Origin of the sequence: Ligilactobacillus sp. Marseille-Q7487, assembly GCF_949152225.1 — a bacterium.
In the GTDB taxonomy this organism is placed as follows: domain Bacteria; phylum Bacillota; class Bacilli; order Lactobacillales; family Lactobacillaceae; genus Ligilactobacillus.
The window spans coordinates 1,142,830-1,161,566 of the sequence record NZ_CASCJC010000001.1; the positions used below are offsets into that span (position 1 = coordinate 1,142,830).

Here is an 18,737-nt window from a genome sequence, read left to right on the forward strand (position 1 = left end):
TGTTTCATTCTAAAAAGCGCGCTTCAAATCTTTCCACTACCTAGCTTCCATCATCCTAGGCTCGCTGTAAGCTTATCAGATCCTACTTTTCTTTTATCATCGAATTATTAAAATAAAAGCATCTTCAAAATTGAAGATGCTAATTCAAGCGGGTGACGAGAATCGAACTCGCGACATCAGCTTGGGAAGCTGGGATTTTACCACTAAACTACACCCGCATTAACTAACGGAATATAGTATAGCACCTTTTTTCCAGCTTGTCATCAAGTTATTTAAATTATGCTGAAATTTTTTTCATATGTTTCAAACTAACAATGGCTTTTTCATGAAAATCACTAACGGCAATTGCATCTTCAGTGTCATTTTCCAAAATTGCAACCATTGCTGAATTTTCGTAAATTTTTTCTATCGCACCAACAAAATCATGCTTCAAAGCACCAAATTTTTTACATTTTACTTTATCGCCAATTTGGAATTCTTTTTCCATTAAATTCACTCCTAACCGGATAGCAATCTTTTCGCATAATACCAAATTTTTTTAATAAATGCAAGTTTTTTAACAATAATATATTTAAGGCTCTCACTGCCAGAACCATAAAATTACTTGAGTAATATTAGTATCTTGCCGTAGTAGACGAATAGTATTTTAATCATGTTCACATTTCTTCTTATAAGTTAGTTTTTCCTCTGAAAAGTTGTAAAACTTACTCCATTTTACAACTTTACAACTCACCTAACTACGTGTCTTTTTCATCTCTTTTTGAATATCATAAAAGCCTACATGGGTATAGGTGTTCAACGTCACGCCGATATCCAAGTGTTCCATAATCTTCTGCAATGTCCTAGGGTTCATGTCCGACTTTGCTATACATATTAGAATAAATGGTATGATGGCAGACATGGGGCGTTACCTTTGGCATTTCAGATTTATAAATTTTATTATACTTCTCACAGATATGCTGGAAATATTTCTCCGAGCGAAGGACAACTATTGGCATATCATTTTTGTCCAGATACAGAAAACCCACTTTACGTCTATCATAGGTTCTGTCTTAGGCTTTTTGCGGTTCTCAATGATTTTTCGGAAACACTTTTTCATCTCGTATGTTATAGGCACAGGTCTTGTACCGCACTCGATTTTCATCTCCTCTATAACATATTCCGTTTTCGCTGTAACTGATGATTGACGTTGATAACACCGTTTTTCAAATCAATATCCGCAATCGTCAGCCCTACAAATTCAGAAATCCGAAATCCAGTCTTAAAAATGATATGAATTCCCTCGTAGTATTTGGAAAAGTGTTTATCCTCTTTCACGAATTTCAGAAACGCCCGTTCCTGCTTTCTGGTGCGGGATTCTCTTGTCACACTGTCATCGACAACTACCGTGGCAAGCTGGAACTTAAAAGGATTTTTCTATCATCAATCGCCAACTAGAACGCTGGACTTACGACGCCACACCCATAATGTATAGTGCTATACCTTTTGCCGTCGCTTTGTAATTTAATCAGCCAACCTTTTACATCCGATAATTTCACCTTATCAATCCGTTTTTTCCAAAATCCTCTTTCTTGATAATGTTAATGATAAACTTGTAATTGGCTTCTGTATTATGCTTCACACCTGTTTTTTTATGACACATATTTCTTCACCAAATCCAGCACTGTCATTTCATTGCCGCAAGGAACAATATCATCTATCCAATTGTTCAGCATTTAAAATTTCAGAAACTGATTGACAACTATGATAATTTATACAGCGTTGATATGTTTTTAGAAAATCCAGTATACAGACTTTGATGGCGGAAAGATTATCTCCTACACGCCAACAGCCGAGAACGAAGAAATCTTGTCCAATCCTGCAAAGATACATCAAAAAAGGTGACACAGATATTACAGTATGAACTGACGCTACATAAGGATAGCAACTGGAAGGTTATCCGATAATCCTAATCCGCAAAACGGAAAGCAAACTTGATATCAGAGCCACATTTGCTATAATATAAGCGTGGAAAGTTTACTTTCCATAGAAAGGGAGATATTTTGAAGAATCGATTAGAAGAATTACGAAAGCAGAGAGGCATTAAACAAGAAGATTTAGCTACTGCACTAGAAGTATCTCGCCAAACAATAGGTTCTTTAGAAAACGACCGATACAATCCTTCTATCATATTAGCTTTTAAAATTGCAAGATACTTCCACATGAGCGTTGAAGAAATCTTTATCTATGAGGAGGAAAATGCAAAATGAAAAATAAAAATCAAATTTGGTACATTGGATATATTATTTCATTATTGTTAGTCCTTATTATTCTTTTTACAAATTTTTCAAAAATGGTAGATATGGGGCTTGCAGTTTTATTAAGCATGGTTTTTAGTGTTTCTCATGTTCAAATCTTGCATAACAAAATGATGAAAAATGATACTGATTATAAAATCAATGTTATGGATGAACGTAATATCATGATTAAAGAAAAGGCAGGTAATATAACAAATATGGTTAATACCGCATTATTAGGTATAGCAACCGTCATATTTATTTGCTTAGATTATGTAATTCCAGCGATTGTTACTGGAGTCATTATTGCAATTCAGCCTATTATATTGATTACTATTAGCAATATGCTTGAGAAAAAATGTAGAAATGAGATATATTGATTATGATTAGACTTAAAAAGCAAACGAGAGCCACTTTTTGGTGATTTCGTTTGCTTTTTATGTTTATGATTGAAGCGTTCTTCAAAAGTTGTAAATTCGTTATAAAATACTTCTTTTTATTATTGAAATCCGTATTAAACAAGAAGTTTTAGAAAAAATGACATCTCCTACCATAATAACTACACAATCTAACTAGTTATTATACGCCAGTTTTGTTCCAGTCCATTCATAGCTGTTAACAAAAAAAGATTATAAATAAAAACAACAATACCTTACCCTATTCTTCGTTAAGAATAGATTTTAAATATTAAACATACAAATTTTAATATCTTGACGGTCTGTAAAATATAATGCTATGGTTTACAATCAACAAAAATATGGATATAGTCCGTTTTTACAACATTAATTTTATATACCATGATTCTTCCAAATAATTTTTGTAAATCTTGGTATATGTAACCCATACTAAGATCTTATTATCGTCACTTAACGCATCAGCCGTATGATAACGTCTTCCCTATCGTTATAAATTTCAATTATTTAATAAAATCTATATCATTTTGTATTTATTCATTTTCTAGCGAATTATTTTCTAACTTCTCCCGTCGCTTTAACATTTTAACTGCTTTAACATAAGAAAAGATTAACACTACACACGAACCGATCCACGCTAATGGACTAGCAAAACAAGCCCCCGCATAACCAAACGTTGTGGCCAAAAACAACGCAGCCAAGGTTCTCATCACTAACTCAGAAACACCGGCAATCGTTGGCACGATACTTTGTCCAAGGCCTTGTAAAGTGTAACGAATAATAAATAGGACCGCTAAAACCACATAAAACGTGCAGTTAACGTTGAAATAAACCTGAGATAAATCTAAAACTTTTTGTTCTGAATGCCCTACAAAAAGCATCACCATTTCTTGGCCAAACTTCATGATCAACAAACCTGCAATAATACTAAAAGTACAAGAAACAAGTAGGCATTGCTTAACACCTTGTAAAATTCGTCCGTATTTACGTGCCCCATAATTTTGAGCTGTAAATGTTGCCATTGCAATTCCAAAAGACATCATCGGTAATGTTGCCACTTGATCAATCTTACTAGATGCTGTTGTAGCAGCAACAGCTGTCGTACCCAAACTATTTAATGCAGATTGGACCATAATCGAACCAATCGCAATAATCGATGCTTGAAACGCCATTGGCAAACCAACATAAAGATGTTGGCCGATTACTTTCCAAGTTACACTCTTAAAATCAGACCAATGAACTTGTAATAGCGGAATTTTACGGATGATATAGATAATGCATAAGAAAACAGAAAAAGTTTGTGCTACAATCGTTGCAATCCCTGCACCAGCAACGCCCCATTTAAATACAATGATAAATAATAATTCTAAAATAATATTAACTACAGCTGCAATAATCAAAAAATAAAGTGGTGTCCGACTATCACCTAGTCCTCGAATCATATTGGCTAATAAGTTATATGCCATCGAAGCAATAATCCCACCTAAAATAATAGAAATAAAAATAAATGCATCATGCTCAATTTTTTTAGGTGTTTGCATCAACACTAAGATATCTTTAATAAAATACAAACTCAAAAAGGTTAAAATTACAGTAACAACTAAACTAATCATAATGCTTGCTGCAAAACTTTCTCGAACTTTACGATAGTCTCTAGCTCCAAAATGCTGTGCAGTCATGATGGCTAAACCAGCCGTTAATCCTTGTGCAAACCCGATGATTAAAAATTGAATACTTCCGGTTGCACCTACAGCGGCTAAAGCATCGACACCTAATGTTTGTCCAACGATCAATGTGTCTGAAATTGTATATAACTGTTGAAATAAATTACCGATTAAAAGTGGTATTGCAAAGAATAAAATTAATTTAAGTGGATTTCCTTTAGTTAGTTCTTTCAAATCTTCATCCCCTGTTTTAACAATATTTTTCTTTTAAATAATTTTTAATCGTCTTAACAAAAGCCTTAGTCGAAGGTGTTTGTTGTGCTTCAAAATGCGTCACTAAACAAATTGTGCGGTAAAAGTCTTCGGCAAAAGGATAATGATTTACCTTACCCGAAAGCTTTTGTAAAGCTAATTCTGGTAAAATTCCCAAACCCAAACCACTTTCAACCATAGCAATAATCGATGCATCATCGATACTATATTGAATTGAATTTAATGAAACATTATAAGTATCCAATGCTTTTTTAGTATCACGATCATAATCAATTTGTTGCAAAATAAAAGTTTCATTAGCAACATCAGCCAACGTGACAGTCTTTTTATTTTGGGGTACAAAATCTTGAGGTGTTACACAATAAATACGATCTTTGCATAAAGGTGTAACTTCTAAATTTTGTGAAATTGGTAAAGCACTAAAACCAACATCTAACATTCCCAAGCGGACCTGTTCAGCCACATCATTAAAGTCACCTTGATTAACCGTCAATTCAATATCTGGATACTCTTTTTTAAAAGTATTAATAATATCTGGTAACCAGTTAATACAAACACTACTAAAAGCTCCGATTCTAACTCTTCCAGAATTCAATCCGTTAATATTTGCTGCTTCTTCATTAAGCTTTGCTTCTGTATTTAGTATTTCTTGAACAATCGGTAAAATTCTTCGTCCATCCGGTGTTAACGTCACACCTGTTCTATTTCTGATAAAGACCGCAAAACCAAGCTCTTTTTCAAATCCTGTAATCGAATGACTGATCGCTGAAGGGGTTACATTTAATTCCTTAGCAGCAGCAACGAAGGTTTTTTGCTTGGCAACTTCACTAAATACTTGGTACGAAAAATTAGCCATTTTATTATCTCACTTCCCCCATAAAAATTTACGCAATTTCAAACTACTCTTATTTAGGGTAAACGTCAACCCTTTTTTACCCTAAAAATACTATTTTACCCATAAAATTTTGACGAATTTAAAAATTTATAAAAATTCATCACTCAAGGATAACAAAAGACACAAAAAAGCGCAATTCTTTTTTTAGAAATGCGCCCCTAATATTAAAATTTATAATTTGTTGCTTTAAAGCCAATATCTTTACGATAAAAGCATCCATCAAAATCAAATTCATTCAAATACTGATAGGCTTGCTTTTGTGCTTGAATCAAGTTATCGCCTTGACTTATAACCGTCAACAAACGTCCGCCATTGCCCATAAAAGCTTCGTCGTGACTTTTAACGTTGGCATAATCAATATCAATTACATCTGTTTTATTCAAAACAGGTAAAACTTGATTTTTAATTGGTTCTTTAGGATAACCATTTGCTGCTAAGACAACGCCTAATACAGCTTGTGAACTTTCTTTAATCTGTGGCAATTCCAATTCGTTAACACAAGTATCTAGTAAGGTAAAGAAATCATTACTTATACGTGGTAAAATAACTTGCGTTTCAGGATCTCCTAATCTAACATTATATTCAATTACTTTTGGGCCTTGCTTAGTTAAAATCAAACCAATATAGATAATTCCACAATATTGGTATTTTCCTTTGTTTAAACCAGCGATGGTTGGCTTAACCACTTGCGTTAGCATTTTTTGATAGTCACTTTCTAAAAGCTGTGGTACAGGGCTATAAGCTCCCATTCCTCCTGTATTAGGTCCTTGGTCATTATCAAATGCACGTTTATGGTCTTGTGCTAATGGTAAAACGCGCCAATTTTTTTGGTTGGTCAATACAAATAGTGAATATTCATCTCCATCTAAAAATTCTTCTAAAACAATTTGTTTTTGTCCTTTTTTAAACATTAATTTAATCTCTAAACAAGCTTCTTGCTTGGTTTGCGCAATAACCACACCTTTTCCAGCTGCAAGACCATCAGCTTTAATAACAACTGGCTCGCCAAATTGCTCTAAACCCGCAATCGCACTTTTAGAATCTTGATAAGTTGCAAATTTAGCTGTTGGAACTTGATATTTTTCCATAAACCGCATTGCATAATCTTTAGAGCCTTCTAGTTGTGCTGCACGCTTGTTAGGACCTAAAATTTTTAAGCCATCAGCTTGAAACGAATCGACAATTCCTGCAACTAAAGCATTTTCTGGTCCTACAAAGGTCCACTCAATTTCATTTTCAATTACAAATCCTTTTAAAGCATCAAATGCCAATTCACAAATATCGACAGTTTGTATTCCATCATTTTGCATCCCGACATTTCCAGGGGCGCAAAAGACAGCTGCAACATGTGGACTTTGTAATAACGCCTTAGCAATTGCATGTTCGCGTCCGCCAGAACCAACTACTAAAATTTTGACATTATTTTTCATCACTTATCTACCTCAAATTAGTGTCTAAAATGTCTAACACCAGTCATTACCATTGCAATCCCATATTTATCTGCCATATCAATCGAAGCTTGGTCTTTGATTGAACCACCTGGTTGAACAATTGCCTTAATTCCATGCTTAGCTGCGTACTCTACGCAATCATCCATTGGAAAAAATGCGTCACTAGCTAATACTGCTTTATCATCTAAATGATCTTGGGCATGCGCAATTGCTATTTTAGTTGAATCAATCCGATTTGGTTGTCCAGCTCCAATCCCCAATGTTTGTTTGTCATTTGCAACCACAATTGCATTTGATTTAGTATGTTTAACAGCTTTCCAAGCAAATTCTAGCGTTGCTAATTGTTCTTTAGTTGGAGCTACTTTGGTCACAACTTGCCAACTGCTAGGATCTTCTTTCAATACATCTTGTTCTTGTACTAATAATCCTCCCATTACAGAAACAACCTCTAAACCAGTCTGTTCATCTTTAGTGCTAAAATCAAGTTCTAATAAACGAATATTTTTCTTTTGGGACAAAATAGCAAATGCTTCGGGTTCATAACTTGGAGCAATAATAATTTCCAAAAATAATTCATGCATCTTAGTCGCTGTTGCAACATCAACTGGACGATTTAACACAATGATACCGCCAAAAATCGATATAGGATCAGCTTGATAAGCACGTTGCCAAGCTTCTAAAATAGTTTGTCCTTTACCAATCCCACAAGGATTCATGTGTTTTAAAGCTACGACCGTTGGACTGTCAAATTCCCGTGCAATTCTTAACGCAGCATCAGCATCTTTAATATTATTATAGGATAGCTGTTTGCCATGAAGCTGTTTAGCTGAAGAAACAGAGTATTTTTTAGGTAGGGCATCTTGATAGAACCATGCTTTTTGATGTCCATTTTCACCATAGCGCATCTCTTGTTCTAAATCATAAGTTAAGGTCAATTTTTCTGGGGCCGTTTTTCCTACTTGTTCAGTTAGATATTGCGCAATCAACGCATCATAAGCGGCAGTATGTCTAAATGCTTTAGCAGCCAACTCAAAGCGTAATTGATGACTTGTATTTCCTTGATTGTTTATTTCTTCTAAGACACGTGTATAATCATCACTGTCAACTACAACCGTTACGTCTTGATGATTTTTAGCAGCAGAGCGTACCATGCTAGGACCACCTATATCGATATTTTCAATCGCATCAGCTAAAGTCACATTTTGTTTAGCGATTGTCTGCTTAAATGGATATAAGTTAACACAGACCAAATCAATCGGCGTAATTTGTAATTCTTCCATTTTTGCAACATGTTGGACCACATCTCTTCGTCCTAATATTGCTCCATGAATATATGGATTCAAAGTTTTAACACGTCCATCCATAATTTCTGGAAATCCGGTAACATCTTCAACACTAATTGTTGCAATTCCAGATTGCTCTAAAACTTTTTTTGTCCCACCAGTTGAGATAATTTCAAAATCATTTGCGATTAATCCTTTGACAAATTCAACTAAATTTGTTTTATCTGATACACTAATTAAAGCTCGTTTCATGAAAAATTTCTCCTTATCTTTTCTCTAAAATCTGGGCTAACACTCTTGGATACATTCGATGCTCACATGCATGAACTCTTTGCTCTAATGTTTCTAAAGTATCATCAGCTAAAATAGCAACATGCTCTTGGGCAATAATTGGACCTGAATCGACACCTGAATCAATATAATGAATCGTCACACCTGTTTTTTGCTTGCCATCTGCCAATGCACGTTCAATAGAATGAAGTCCCGGATACTCAGGTAAATACGCCGGATGAATATTAACAATCTTGCCTTCATATTTACTCAAAATCAGTGGCCCAATCACACGCATATAACCAGCTAAAGCTATAAAATCGATATTTTCTTGTTCTAAAAGCTGAGCAATCTTTTTTTCGTACAGTCCTTTTCCGCCACATTCTTTAACGGTAAAACTAACCGTTTTGATCTTATATTTCTTAGCTCGCTCAATTACATAAGCATCTGGGTGGTCACAAAACAATAGCACCAAATTTCCAGCAATCTTTTTTGCTTGAAAAGCTTGGGCTAACACTTCAAAGTTAGAGCCATTTCCTGATGCAAAAATTGCTACTCGCACATCTATCGCCTCACTTAATTACTATCTTTGTAGCATTTGTTGGCCTTTCTTGCAAAATGCCAATTTGCCAAACTTGTTGACCATTTGACGTCAAAATTTCTGTTACTTGCTTAACATTTTCTTTTGACACAGCTAATACCAAGCCAATTCCCATATTAAATGTTTCTAAACAGTCCTTAGTATTTAACTCACCTAATCCTTTAAGGTAAGTAAAGATTGGCGGAATTGTCCAGTTCATTTCAATTTGCGCTTGTAAATCATCATTAAACATCCGTGGTACATTTTCAATCAATCCTCCACCAGTAATATGGGCAATACCATGAACAAGTTTTTGTCTGACAAGTGGTAACACTGACTTTACATAGATTTTTGTTGGTTCTAAAAGAGCTGCTCCTAAAGTTTGCCCTCCTAATTTTTCAGGCTTACTATCCAAAGCTATGGCATGATCTTTAAAGACGATTTGACGAACTAAAGAAAAACCATTTGAATGTAAACCACTTGAAGCTAAACCTAGTAAAATATCTCCTTTTTGTGGCATATCAGCCGTTAATAAATCCTTTTTTTCAGCTGCTCCAGTTGCAAAACCTGCTACATCATACTCATCAAAGCTATACATATCAGGCATCTCTGCTGTTTCACCACCAACTAATGCACAATTGGCTTGTTTGCATCCTTGAGCTATTCCTGCTACAATTTGTGCCATCTTAGCTGGATCATTATGTCCTGTAGCAATATAGTCTAAAAAATAAAGCGGTTCTGCTCCCTGAGCTAAAATATCATTAACACACATCGCTACACAATCAATTCCGATGGTATCATGTTTGTTAAGCATTTGAGCAATCAGTAATTTAGTTCCTACACCATCACTTCCAGATACTAAAACGGGATGTTTTAAGTTTAAGGCACTCAAATCAAACATTCCACCAAAACTTCCGATTTGTCCCATCACACCTAATCGAGTGGTACTTTGAACATCAGCTTTGATTCTTTTTACTAATTCATAACCGGCAGTTACATCTACTCCAGCTTCTTGATATCGACTCATTTAGCATTGTTCCTTTCGTAAAGTTTGTTGTTGTAAAGATTTTAAATAATCGGCTTCATAATCGTATAATGGCGTTGGATATTGACCATCAAAATAAGCTACTGTCAACCCACCATTTGGATATTTGTTAGCATTTGGAATAGAAATGGCTTTAATTAGACTTTCAATACTTAAAAACTCTAAAGAATCCGCTCCAATAACCCGACACATTTCTTCTACACTATGATTAGCCGCCAAGAGTTCTGATCTAGTCGAAACATCAATTCCATAAAAACAAGGATACTTAAATGGTGGACTTGCAATCCGCATATGAACTTCAACAGCTCCCGCATCACGTAAAAGCTTAACAATTTGTTTAGAAGTTGTGCCACGTACAATTGAGTCATCGACAATAACAATGCTTTTGCCTTCAACCACACCACGCACAGCCGACAGTTTCATCTTAACTCCGCGTTCGCGTAATTCTTGTGTCGGTTGAATAAAAGTTCTAGCAATATATTGACTCTTAATTAACCCCATTTCATAAGGCAAGCCAGCCGCTTCAGCATAACCCGAGGCAGCCGAAAGTGAAGAATTAGGCACACCAATAACCATATCGGCTTTTTGTGTGGGATGTTCTTTAGCCAATAAACGCCCCATTTGTTTGCGTGCATTATGAACTGTCACTCCATGAATAATTGAATCAGGCCGAGCAAAATAGACATATTCCATCGAGCAAACAGCTAATTGTGTATCTTTAGTGAAGCAGTCGATTTTCAAACCATCTTTATCGATAATAATTAATTCGCCTGGCATTACATCTCTAACAAATTGGGCACCGATTACATCCAAAGCGCACGTTTCGCTAGCAACAATATACGCTTCATTTAACTTACCGATTACAAGTGGCCTAAAACCATTAGGATCAAGTGCCGCAATCAAACGATCTTTTTGCAATAATAAGAAAGCAAAACCGCCCTTCACCTCAGTCAAACTTTGCTTTAATGCCGTAATAAAGTCACAATCCTGTTTTTGACGAATCAAATGAATTAAAATTTCGGTATCTGAATTCGATTGAAAAACCGCACCGTTTTTTTCAAGTCTTCTTTTTAAGGATTTAGCATTAGTCAAATTTCCATTATGTGCCAAAGCAATATCACCATCATAAAAATGAAACAAAAATGGTTGAACATTTGCAATCGAATTGCTTCCACTCGTACCATAACGGACATGCCCAATTGCTGCTTTTCCTACTAATCGAGTCAGATCGGCTGGATTGGAAAAGACATCAGCTAACAAACCTCTGTCACGATGTTGATACAATCTCATTCCATCACTTGAAACAATCCCTGCACCTTCTTGTCCCCGATGTTGCAAAGTATGCAAGCCAAAATAAGTCAATTGACTGGCTTGGCTAGCACCAAAAACTCCAAAAACACCACATTCTTCATTTAATCCTTTGATTTCATTAAACAAGGTATTGCCTCCTTCCAGAGTTTTTGTGCTTTAGCAACTTCGATTTTCCATGTATCATCTAACGTCATAATTTCTAAATCAGCTTGAGCGCTAACTTCTCCAATCAACATAGCATCATCTTGCATGATTGCTTCAAATTCGGCTTGCTTTTCTTTAGATACACTAACTACAAAACGACCAGCAGTTTCACTAAAAAGTTGTGCTGCTCTAAAAGGTACGCTAACTTTAAGACCAAATTGTGTTTCAAAGACTTTTTCAGCCAAGCAAATTGCTAATCCACCTTCACTTATATCGTGACAGCTTTTTACTAAACCTTGTTGCATCGCACCTAATAACCGTTTCATATAGGCATTTATTTTAACTAAATCAAGTGAGGTTAAAGTGCCAGAGATTTCACCTAAAAGTAGCTTTTGCAATTCAGAGCCACTGTAATCTTCACCCGTTTGTCCTATCAAATAAACTTGATCATGTATGTCTTGAACCTTGCTTTTTACTAAGTATTGCAAATCATCAAGTAAACCAACCATTCCAACCATTGGAGTCGGATAAATAGCTTTTCCGTTATTTTCGTTATATAAAGATACATTCCCTGAAATAACTGGCGTATCAAAAATCCGACAAGCTTGTGCCATTCCTTGTACAGATTCATATAATTGCCAATAAATTTCTGGATCATTTGGATCACCATAATTTAAACAATCTGTCATCGCAAGTGGTAATGCTCCACTAGCAATAACATTAGCACACGCTTCAACTACCGCCATTTGCCCACCAATTTTAGGATCTAAATAAACAAAGCGCCCATTTCCATCAGTTGTCATCGCTAAAGCTTTTTTAGTGCCGCGAATTCGAATGACCCCTGCATCACTTCCTGGCCCAACAACTGTACAAGTTCTAACCTGAGAATCATAAGTTTGAGTAAACATTTCTTTTGATGCAATTGTTGGTTGTTGCAACATTTTAATAAATACCGCTTTACTATCGGTAATTTCTGGATACCAGTTTGCTGTTTTTTTAGCATCTAAATAATATTTAGGAACGCGTTGTTGACTAGGCTCTTCCAAAACATCATCAGTTAAACTCGAGACTGGAATATTAGCTACAACTTCACCATGATGATATAAAACATAATCATGTCCCTTGGTTACTCGACCAATTACAACAGCTTCTAGTTCATATCTTTCAAATAATTCTTTGACATCTTGTTCATGACCTTGACGTACGCAAAGTAACATGCGTTCTTGAGATTCACTTAACATAATTTCATAAGCAGACATATTAGGTTCGCGTTGTGGCACATCATCAAGTGTCAACTCTAACCCGCTATTTGCTTTAGCTGCCATTTCACAACTCGAAGAAACAATCCCGGCTGCTCCCATATCTTGAATTCCAACTAGCCAATCAGCATGCTTGCTAGTTAATTCTAAGCAAGCTTCCATCAAAAGTTTTTCCATGAACGGATCGCCTACCTGGACAGCTGAACGTTGCGTTTCTTTATCATCAGCAAAATCTGCCGAGGCAAATGTTGCCCCATGAATACCATCTCGTCCAGTCTTTGCGCCCACATACATAACTGCATTCCCAATGCCAGTAGCTCGTCCTTTTTGCATGTCTTTTTGTTCCATCAATCCTACACTCATAGCATTAACCAAACAATTTCCGGTATAGCATTCATCAAAGGTGATTTCGCCACCAACAGTCGGTATCCCCATGCAATTACCATAACCACCAATTCCAGCTACAACTTCATTGATCAAATACTTAGTACGCGGGTTATTTATTTCACCAAAATGTAACGAATCCAACGAGGCGATTGGTCGTGCTCCCATACTAAAAATATCTCGCAAAATACCACCAACACCCGTTGCAGCACCTTGATAAGGTTCAACTGCAGAAGGATGATTATGACTTTCCGCTTTAAAAACAACCGCCTGTCCATCTCCAATATCTACAATGCCAGCACCTTCACCAGGTCCTTGCAAGACTCGTTCATTTTCATTTGGAAAAAGACGTAAGACCGGTTTTGATTTTTTATAAGAACAATGTTCACTCCACATAACAGAAAACAAACCTGTTTCTGTATAATTAGGCAACCGATGCAACAATTTTTCACAAATATAATCGTATTCTTTTTGAGTTAATCCCCACTCCAAGTAAGGCTTTTGTTCTTTAATTTGTTGCGGTGTTAGTTCAGCCATTAACATTTCTCTCCCATCTTAATAGTTTGATTTTCCAACAACGATTTAAATAAGCGTAAACCATCCTCATTACCCAAAAGCGCTTCAACTGCTCGTTCCGGATGAGGCATCATACCTAAAACATTACCAGCCTTATTGGTTATTCCTGCAATATTGTTTAAGCTACCATTAGGATTTTCTTGACTATAGCGAAAGACAACTTGCTGATTATCTTCAATTTCTTTGAGCGTCTCTTCATCTGCATAAAAACTACCATCTGCATGAGCAATCGGTAATTTAATTTTTTCATTAGCTTTATATTGAGTCGTAAATGGTGTTTGATTATTGACGACTTCTAGTTCAATTGTCTTACAAATAAATTTCAAACTATCATTTTGTTTGAGTGCACCTGGTAACAAACCAGCTTCTGTTAAAATCTGAAATCCATTGCATGTCCCAAATACTGGCTTACCAGCATTAGCAAATTCAATAATTGCAGGCATGATATTGGTGAAACGCGCAATTGCACCACATCGCAAATAATCTCCATAAGAAAAACCTCCTGGTAGCATAACCGCATCAAAACCAGCTAAGCTTTTTTGTTTATGTGAGACATACTCGACATCAGCACCACAAACAGTATGTAATGCTTCATACAAATCAATATCACAATTTGAACCAGGAAAAACTACCACCGCAATTTTCATCTTTAGTCCTCCATTAATTCATAATGATACGTTTCAAGATTGAAGTTCACTAAAAGTTGTTCAGAAATTTCCTTAACAGCTTGCGCAACTTCTTTTTTATTTTCATCAATTTGAACATCAAAAAATTTTCCCACTTTGATCGAAACAACTTCATCATGCCCTAAAGATAAAACTGCATCTTTAATTGCTTCGCCTTGCGGATCAAAAACCGATTGCTTATATGTGACATAAATTCTAACATTAACCATAATTATTGTTCCTCCTTGTTTAAAACCGTTTGTAAGCGATGCAACACTTCTTCATATACTGGAGTTAGCTCACCTAAATCGCGTCGATACACATCTTTGTCCATATGTCGGTTAGTCTGTAAATCCCATAAACGACAATTATCTGGTGAAAATTCATCGGCTAAAATAACCGTACCATCACTCAAACGCCCAAATTCTAACTTATAGTCGACAAGTTGTAAGTTTATTTGTAAAAACAGCTCACTTAATAATTCATTGACTCTACGCGAAATTTGCCACATAGTCAGCAAATCTTTTGAACTGACTAAATTTAATGCTGCAATTTGTGATTCATTAATAAATGGGTCATCTAATTCATCACTTTTGTAATAAGTTTCTTCTACAGGCTGAATAAACCTTATTCCCTCTTTTACACCGTAACGACTAGCAAAATGTCCTGCCGAAAGATTCCTAGTTACCATCTCAAGCGGAATAATCTCTACTTTCTTAACTAGTTCTTCTGTTGTTGACAGTCTTTTAATAAAATGTGTTGGAATTTTTTGTTGATTCAAGTAAGTAAAAATTAAACTTGAAATTTCATTGTTAATTTGTCCCTTACCCTTTATTTGATCTTTTTTTTTGCCATTTAAAGCAGTTGCTTGATCAAGATAAACTACTCGTAAAATTTCAGGATCTTCTGTACTCCACATTTGTTTAGCTTTACCAGCATATATCATTTCAACCATTTATAATCACTTCTCCTAAAACCGAACATTGTTAGTATATAGTAATAAAAATATACAGTTTATTTATTACAAAAATAGATTATCAATTTAAAAAGACATAGTCAACAGCAAAAGACGAACTATAAAGAAAAAATTCTCAAAAAATTAGGCGTTTTTTTAAATAGCCTAACTAAAAAACCTTCAGACTCAAAAAGTCTGAAGGTTTTTTATTAATCACCTAACCCAACACGTTGGAAAATAGTATCAACTTGACGTAAATGCCAGTTATAATCAAAAGCATCATCTAGATCTGCTTGCGATAAGCGACTAGTAATCTCAGGATCTGCTTCTAACAACGGTCTAAACGGACGTTGCTCATCCCAAGCTTGCGCTGTTTTGGGTTGAATCAAATCATAAGCAGCTTCTCTACTCATGCCCGTATCAATCAATTTTAACAAGACACGCCCACTATAAATCAAACCAAATGTCCGTTCCATGTTTTTCTTCATATTTTCAGGAAAGACTGTTAAGTTTTCAATGATTCGACCTAAACGATTCAACATATAGTCTAATAAAATTGTCGTATCTGGCAAAATAATGCGTTCTGCTGAAGAATGTGAAATATCACGTTCATGCCACAACGATACATCTTCATAAGCAGTCATTACATGGCCACGAATCACCCGTGCTAAACCACAAATATTTTCTGACCCAATTGGATTACGTTTATGCGGCATTGCAGAAGAACCTTTTTGACCCTTAGCAAAAAATTCTTCAACTTCACGTGTTTCAGATTTTTGCAAACCACGAATTTCAGTTGCAAAATTTTCCAAACTCGTAGCAATCAACCCCATTGTTGCTACATATTCAGCATGCAAATCGCGCGGTAAGACCTGCGTAGAAATTTCTTGCGCTCTAATCCCTAATTTGTCACAAACATATTCTTCAACAAACGGATCGATATTAGCAAAAGTTCCTACTGCACCACTTATTTTACCAGCTTCAACGCCTTTGGCAGCATGTTCAAAACGTTCGATATTACGCTTCATTTCCGAATACCAACGCGCTAACTTCAAGCCAAACGTTGTTGGTTCGGCATGCACCCCATGCGTACGTCCCATCATGACAGTATATTTGTATTCTTTAGCCTTCTTAGCCAAGATTTCTTTAAAGTTTTGCAAATCTTGTCTAATAATATCATTAGCTTGTTTTAGTTGATACCCATATGCTGTATCGACAACATCTGTACTAGTCAAACCATAATGAACCCATTTCTTTTCTTCGCCTAGTGATTCTGAAAGACAACGAGTAAATGCAATCACATCATGATGTGTACTTGCTTCGATTTCAGCGATGCGTTGTACATCAAACTTAGCATTTTGGCGTAACTTTACAACATCTTCTTCTGGAATATGTCCCAGTTTAGCCCAAGCTTCATCTGCAGCCAACTCCACTTCTAGCCAACATTCAAATTTCTTTTCATCTGTCCAAATTGCTGCCATTTCTGGACGGGTATATCTTGGAATCATTATAATTTCTCCTTTAAGTTAGTCTGACCAAACCTTAGTTTCCTCAATTTCTACTAAAGTTTTATCTAAGTCATCAGTTAATATTGTAACATGTCCCATTTTTCTATCAAGTAGTGCTTGATCTTTTCCATAATCATGAAAATGCCACGAGGGTTTTGTTTGAATTAGCTTTTTAATAGCACAAACATGTTGGCCTAAAACATTAACCATCACAACTGGTTTTAATAGGGTTATTTGAGGTAAAGGCCAACCACAAATCGCTCGATTGTGAATCGCAAATTGCGAAAAATCACATGCTTCAATCGAATAATGCCCTGAATTATGTGGCCTTGGCGCTAACTCATTAATGTAAACACGTCCATCTTTACCAACAAACATCTCAACTCCCAAAACCCCACATAAATCTAAAGACTTTGCAATTTTAACCGCGGCTTGCTTAGCAACTTGTTGTAAGTTTTCAGCGATTCGAGCTGGAACAATGCTTAAATGTAAAATATGATTACGATGAATATTTTCACTCACTGGAAAAACTGTGATTTCTCCTGCTAAATTTCTAGCGACCATCACCGAACATTCTAAAGAAAAATCAAGCCATCCTTCTAAAATACATTTTCTTTGTCTTAAAAGCTTACCTGCTTCATTTAAATCCGCTGAATCATTAATATTAACCTGTGATTTCCCATCATATCCACCTTCACATGTTTTCAAAATACATGGATACCCGATTTTTTTGACAGCTTGTTTTAACTCTTGTTCATCGTTAACTTCACAAAAATCCACCACATCTAAACCTTGCTCTTTTAAGAAGGTCTTTTCAGTCAAACGATTTTTTGTAATCTTTAATAATTCAGTTCCTTGCGGCAACCAAATTGTCTTTTCTAATTTTTCAAGTGCTGCTAAATCAACATTTTCAAACTCGTAAGTTACCACATCAGCTTGTTTTGCCAGTTGTTGTAGGGCAGCAAAGTCATCGTAAGCTGCTACAATTTGTGCATCGGCAACTTGACCAGCTGAACATGTTGGATTAGGATCTAAAACCAACACTTTCATTCCATTTTCTTTGGCATCTAAAGCTAACATTTGTCCTAATTGACCACCGCCAATAATCCCAATTGTTTGTCCTTGCTTAATGTATTTCAAGATTTTCACCACTTTTTTTCGCTTGATCATGTAATTGCTGCCGATAAGCCGTCAATTTTTGTTGTAAACTTACATCATTAACCGCTAAAATTTGTAACGCTAAAAGCGCAGCATTTTTAGCTCCCGCTTCGCCAATTGCCGTTGTTGCAACCGGAATCCCTGCTGGCATTTGTACAATTGACAACAAGGAATCCATACCATTTAATGCCTTACTTTTAACCGGAACACCAATTACTGGCAAAATCGTATTAGCAGCTAACATACCAGGAAGATGTGCTGCACCACCAGCTCCTGCAATAATTACTTCAACACCATTTTTAATTGCTTGTTGGGCAAAGTCTGTCATTTCTTGCGGCATGCGATGCGCTGAAATAACCTGCTTATCATATTTGACTTCAAAAGACTCCAAAATTTTAGCCGCTTCTTGCATCGTTTGCCAATCTGAGATACTTCCCATGACAAGACTAATTTTGTTACTCATAAAAAATCCCTCCCAATCATCTTAAGAATAGCAAAGTCTTTTTTTAAAGTCAAAGAAAAATCGAACATTATCACTATATTTTTCTTATATAAATCGATTTTTGGTGTTTTAAAAAATTTTTTTAAGTTTAAAAGATAATATATCGATAAAAAAACGAACTATTT

At 35.6% G+C, this 18,737-nt stretch carries 18 protein-coding genes and 1 tRNA gene; 2 read left to right on the forward strand and 17 right to left on the reverse strand.

All coding sequences use genetic code 11. The annotated features are described in order from the left end of the window. Positions 1-147: 147 nt before the first annotated feature. The 3 genes from QM017_RS05615 to QM017_RS09220 all read right to left on the reverse strand — a co-directional run bounded on the left by QM017_RS05615 (position 148) and on the right by QM017_RS09220 (position 1,368). Positions 148-218: transfer RNA gene (locus QM017_RS05615), tRNA-Gly, on the reverse strand. A gap of 59 nt (positions 219-277) precedes the next feature. After that, positions 278-487 (reverse strand): DUF2187 domain-containing protein, encoded by a 210-nt coding sequence (locus QM017_RS05620; RefSeq protein WP_178198398.1) that lies wholly within the window; start codon positions 485-487, stop codon positions 278-280. Positions 488-1,149: 662 nt separating this feature from the next. Further along, positions 1,150-1,368 (reverse strand): tyrosine-type recombinase/integrase, encoded by a 219-nt coding sequence (locus tag QM017_RS09220; protein WP_349238472.1) that lies wholly within the window; start codon positions 1,366-1,368, stop codon positions 1,150-1,152. Between the two features lie 674 nt (positions 1,369-2,042). Between QM017_RS09220 and QM017_RS05625 the strand changes: the two genes are divergently transcribed. Beyond that, positions 2,043-2,249, forward strand: coding sequence for a helix-turn-helix transcriptional regulator (locus QM017_RS05625; protein WP_178198397.1), 207 nt, complete (start codon positions 2,043-2,045; stop codon positions 2,247-2,249). Beyond that, positions 2,246-2,656 carry a hypothetical protein gene (locus QM017_RS05630; protein WP_282709100.1) on the forward strand — a complete coding sequence of 137 codons (411 nt, stop codon included), beginning with the start codon at positions 2,246-2,248 and terminating at the stop codon, positions 2,654-2,656. The genes QM017_RS05625 and QM017_RS05630 overlap by 4 nt, the downstream gene beginning before the upstream one ends. A 566-nt stretch (positions 2,657-3,222) precedes the next feature. Here QM017_RS05630 and QM017_RS05635 read toward each other — a convergent pair. The 14 genes from QM017_RS05635 to purE all read right to left on the reverse strand — a co-directional run bounded on the left by QM017_RS05635 (position 3,223) and on the right by purE (position 18,573). Next, a complete protein-coding gene (locus QM017_RS05635; RefSeq protein ID WP_178198395.1) occupies positions 3,223-4,587 on the reverse strand; it encodes an MATE family efflux transporter in 1,365 nt (454 codons plus the stop codon). 16 nt (positions 4,588-4,603) lie between these two features. Then, positions 4,604-5,482, reverse strand: a complete 879-nt coding sequence (locus tag QM017_RS05640; RefSeq protein ID WP_178198394.1) for a LysR substrate-binding domain-containing protein — start codon at positions 5,480-5,482, stop codon at positions 4,604-4,606. 203 nt (positions 5,483-5,685) lie between these two features. Further along, complete coding sequence (gene purD, locus QM017_RS05645; protein ID WP_178198393.1) at positions 5,686-6,951, reverse strand: phosphoribosylamine--glycine ligase; 1,266 nt, start codon at positions 6,949-6,951, stop codon at positions 5,686-5,688. A 17-nt stretch (positions 6,952-6,968) separates the two neighbouring features. Next, a complete protein-coding gene (gene purH, locus QM017_RS05650) occupies positions 6,969-8,507 on the reverse strand; it encodes a bifunctional phosphoribosylaminoimidazolecarboxamide formyltransferase/IMP cyclohydrolase (protein WP_282709101.1) in 1,539 nt (512 codons plus the stop codon). 13 nt (positions 8,508-8,520) lie between these two features. After that, positions 8,521-9,087, reverse strand: coding sequence for a phosphoribosylglycinamide formyltransferase (purN, locus tag QM017_RS05655; protein ID WP_178198391.1), 567 nt, complete (start codon positions 9,085-9,087; stop codon positions 8,521-8,523). A 10-nt stretch (positions 9,088-9,097) separates the two neighbouring features. After that, positions 9,098-10,132: a phosphoribosylformylglycinamidine cyclo-ligase gene (gene purM / locus QM017_RS05660; protein WP_282709102.1), complete on the reverse strand. Its 1,035-nt coding sequence runs from the start codon at positions 10,130-10,132 to the stop codon at positions 9,098-9,100. Then, positions 10,133-11,587: an amidophosphoribosyltransferase gene (purF, locus tag QM017_RS05665; RefSeq protein WP_282709103.1), complete on the reverse strand. Its 1,455-nt coding sequence runs from the start codon at positions 11,585-11,587 to the stop codon at positions 10,133-10,135. It abuts the gene before it with no gap. Further along, entirely contained in the window at positions 11,563-13,785 is a 2,223-nt protein-coding gene (gene purL / locus QM017_RS05670) for a phosphoribosylformylglycinamidine synthase subunit PurL (RefSeq protein ID WP_282709104.1), read from the reverse strand. Before purL ends, purF begins: the two co-directional genes overlap by 25 nt. Continuing rightward, positions 13,785-14,471, reverse strand: coding sequence for a phosphoribosylformylglycinamidine synthase subunit PurQ (purQ, locus tag QM017_RS05675; RefSeq protein WP_178198387.1), 687 nt, complete (start codon positions 14,469-14,471; stop codon positions 13,785-13,787). Before purQ ends, purL begins: the two co-directional genes overlap by 1 nt. A gap of 2 nt (positions 14,472-14,473) precedes the next feature. Continuing rightward, positions 14,474-14,719: a phosphoribosylformylglycinamidine synthase subunit PurS gene (gene purS / locus QM017_RS05680; RefSeq protein WP_178198386.1), complete on the reverse strand. Its 246-nt coding sequence runs from the start codon at positions 14,717-14,719 to the stop codon at positions 14,474-14,476. A gap of 2 nt (positions 14,720-14,721) precedes the next feature. Continuing rightward, complete coding sequence (purC, locus tag QM017_RS05685) at positions 14,722-15,444, reverse strand: phosphoribosylaminoimidazolesuccinocarboxamide synthase (RefSeq protein WP_282709105.1); 723 nt, start codon at positions 15,442-15,444, stop codon at positions 14,722-14,724. 209 nt (positions 15,445-15,653) lie between these two features. Then, positions 15,654-16,952, reverse strand: coding sequence for an adenylosuccinate lyase (gene purB, locus QM017_RS05690; protein WP_178198384.1), 1,299 nt, complete (start codon positions 16,950-16,952; stop codon positions 15,654-15,656). A gap of 18 nt (positions 16,953-16,970) precedes the next feature. Beyond that, positions 16,971-18,122, reverse strand: a complete 1,152-nt coding sequence (purK, locus tag QM017_RS05695) for a 5-(carboxyamino)imidazole ribonucleotide synthase (RefSeq protein ID WP_282709106.1) — start codon at positions 18,120-18,122, stop codon at positions 16,971-16,973. Beyond that, positions 18,079-18,573 carry a 5-(carboxyamino)imidazole ribonucleotide mutase gene (gene purE / locus QM017_RS05700; protein WP_282709107.1) on the reverse strand — a complete coding sequence of 165 codons (495 nt, stop codon included), beginning with the start codon at positions 18,571-18,573 and terminating at the stop codon, positions 18,079-18,081. The genes purK and purE overlap by 44 nt, the downstream gene beginning before the upstream one ends. Positions 18,574-18,737: the final 164 nt, after the last annotated feature.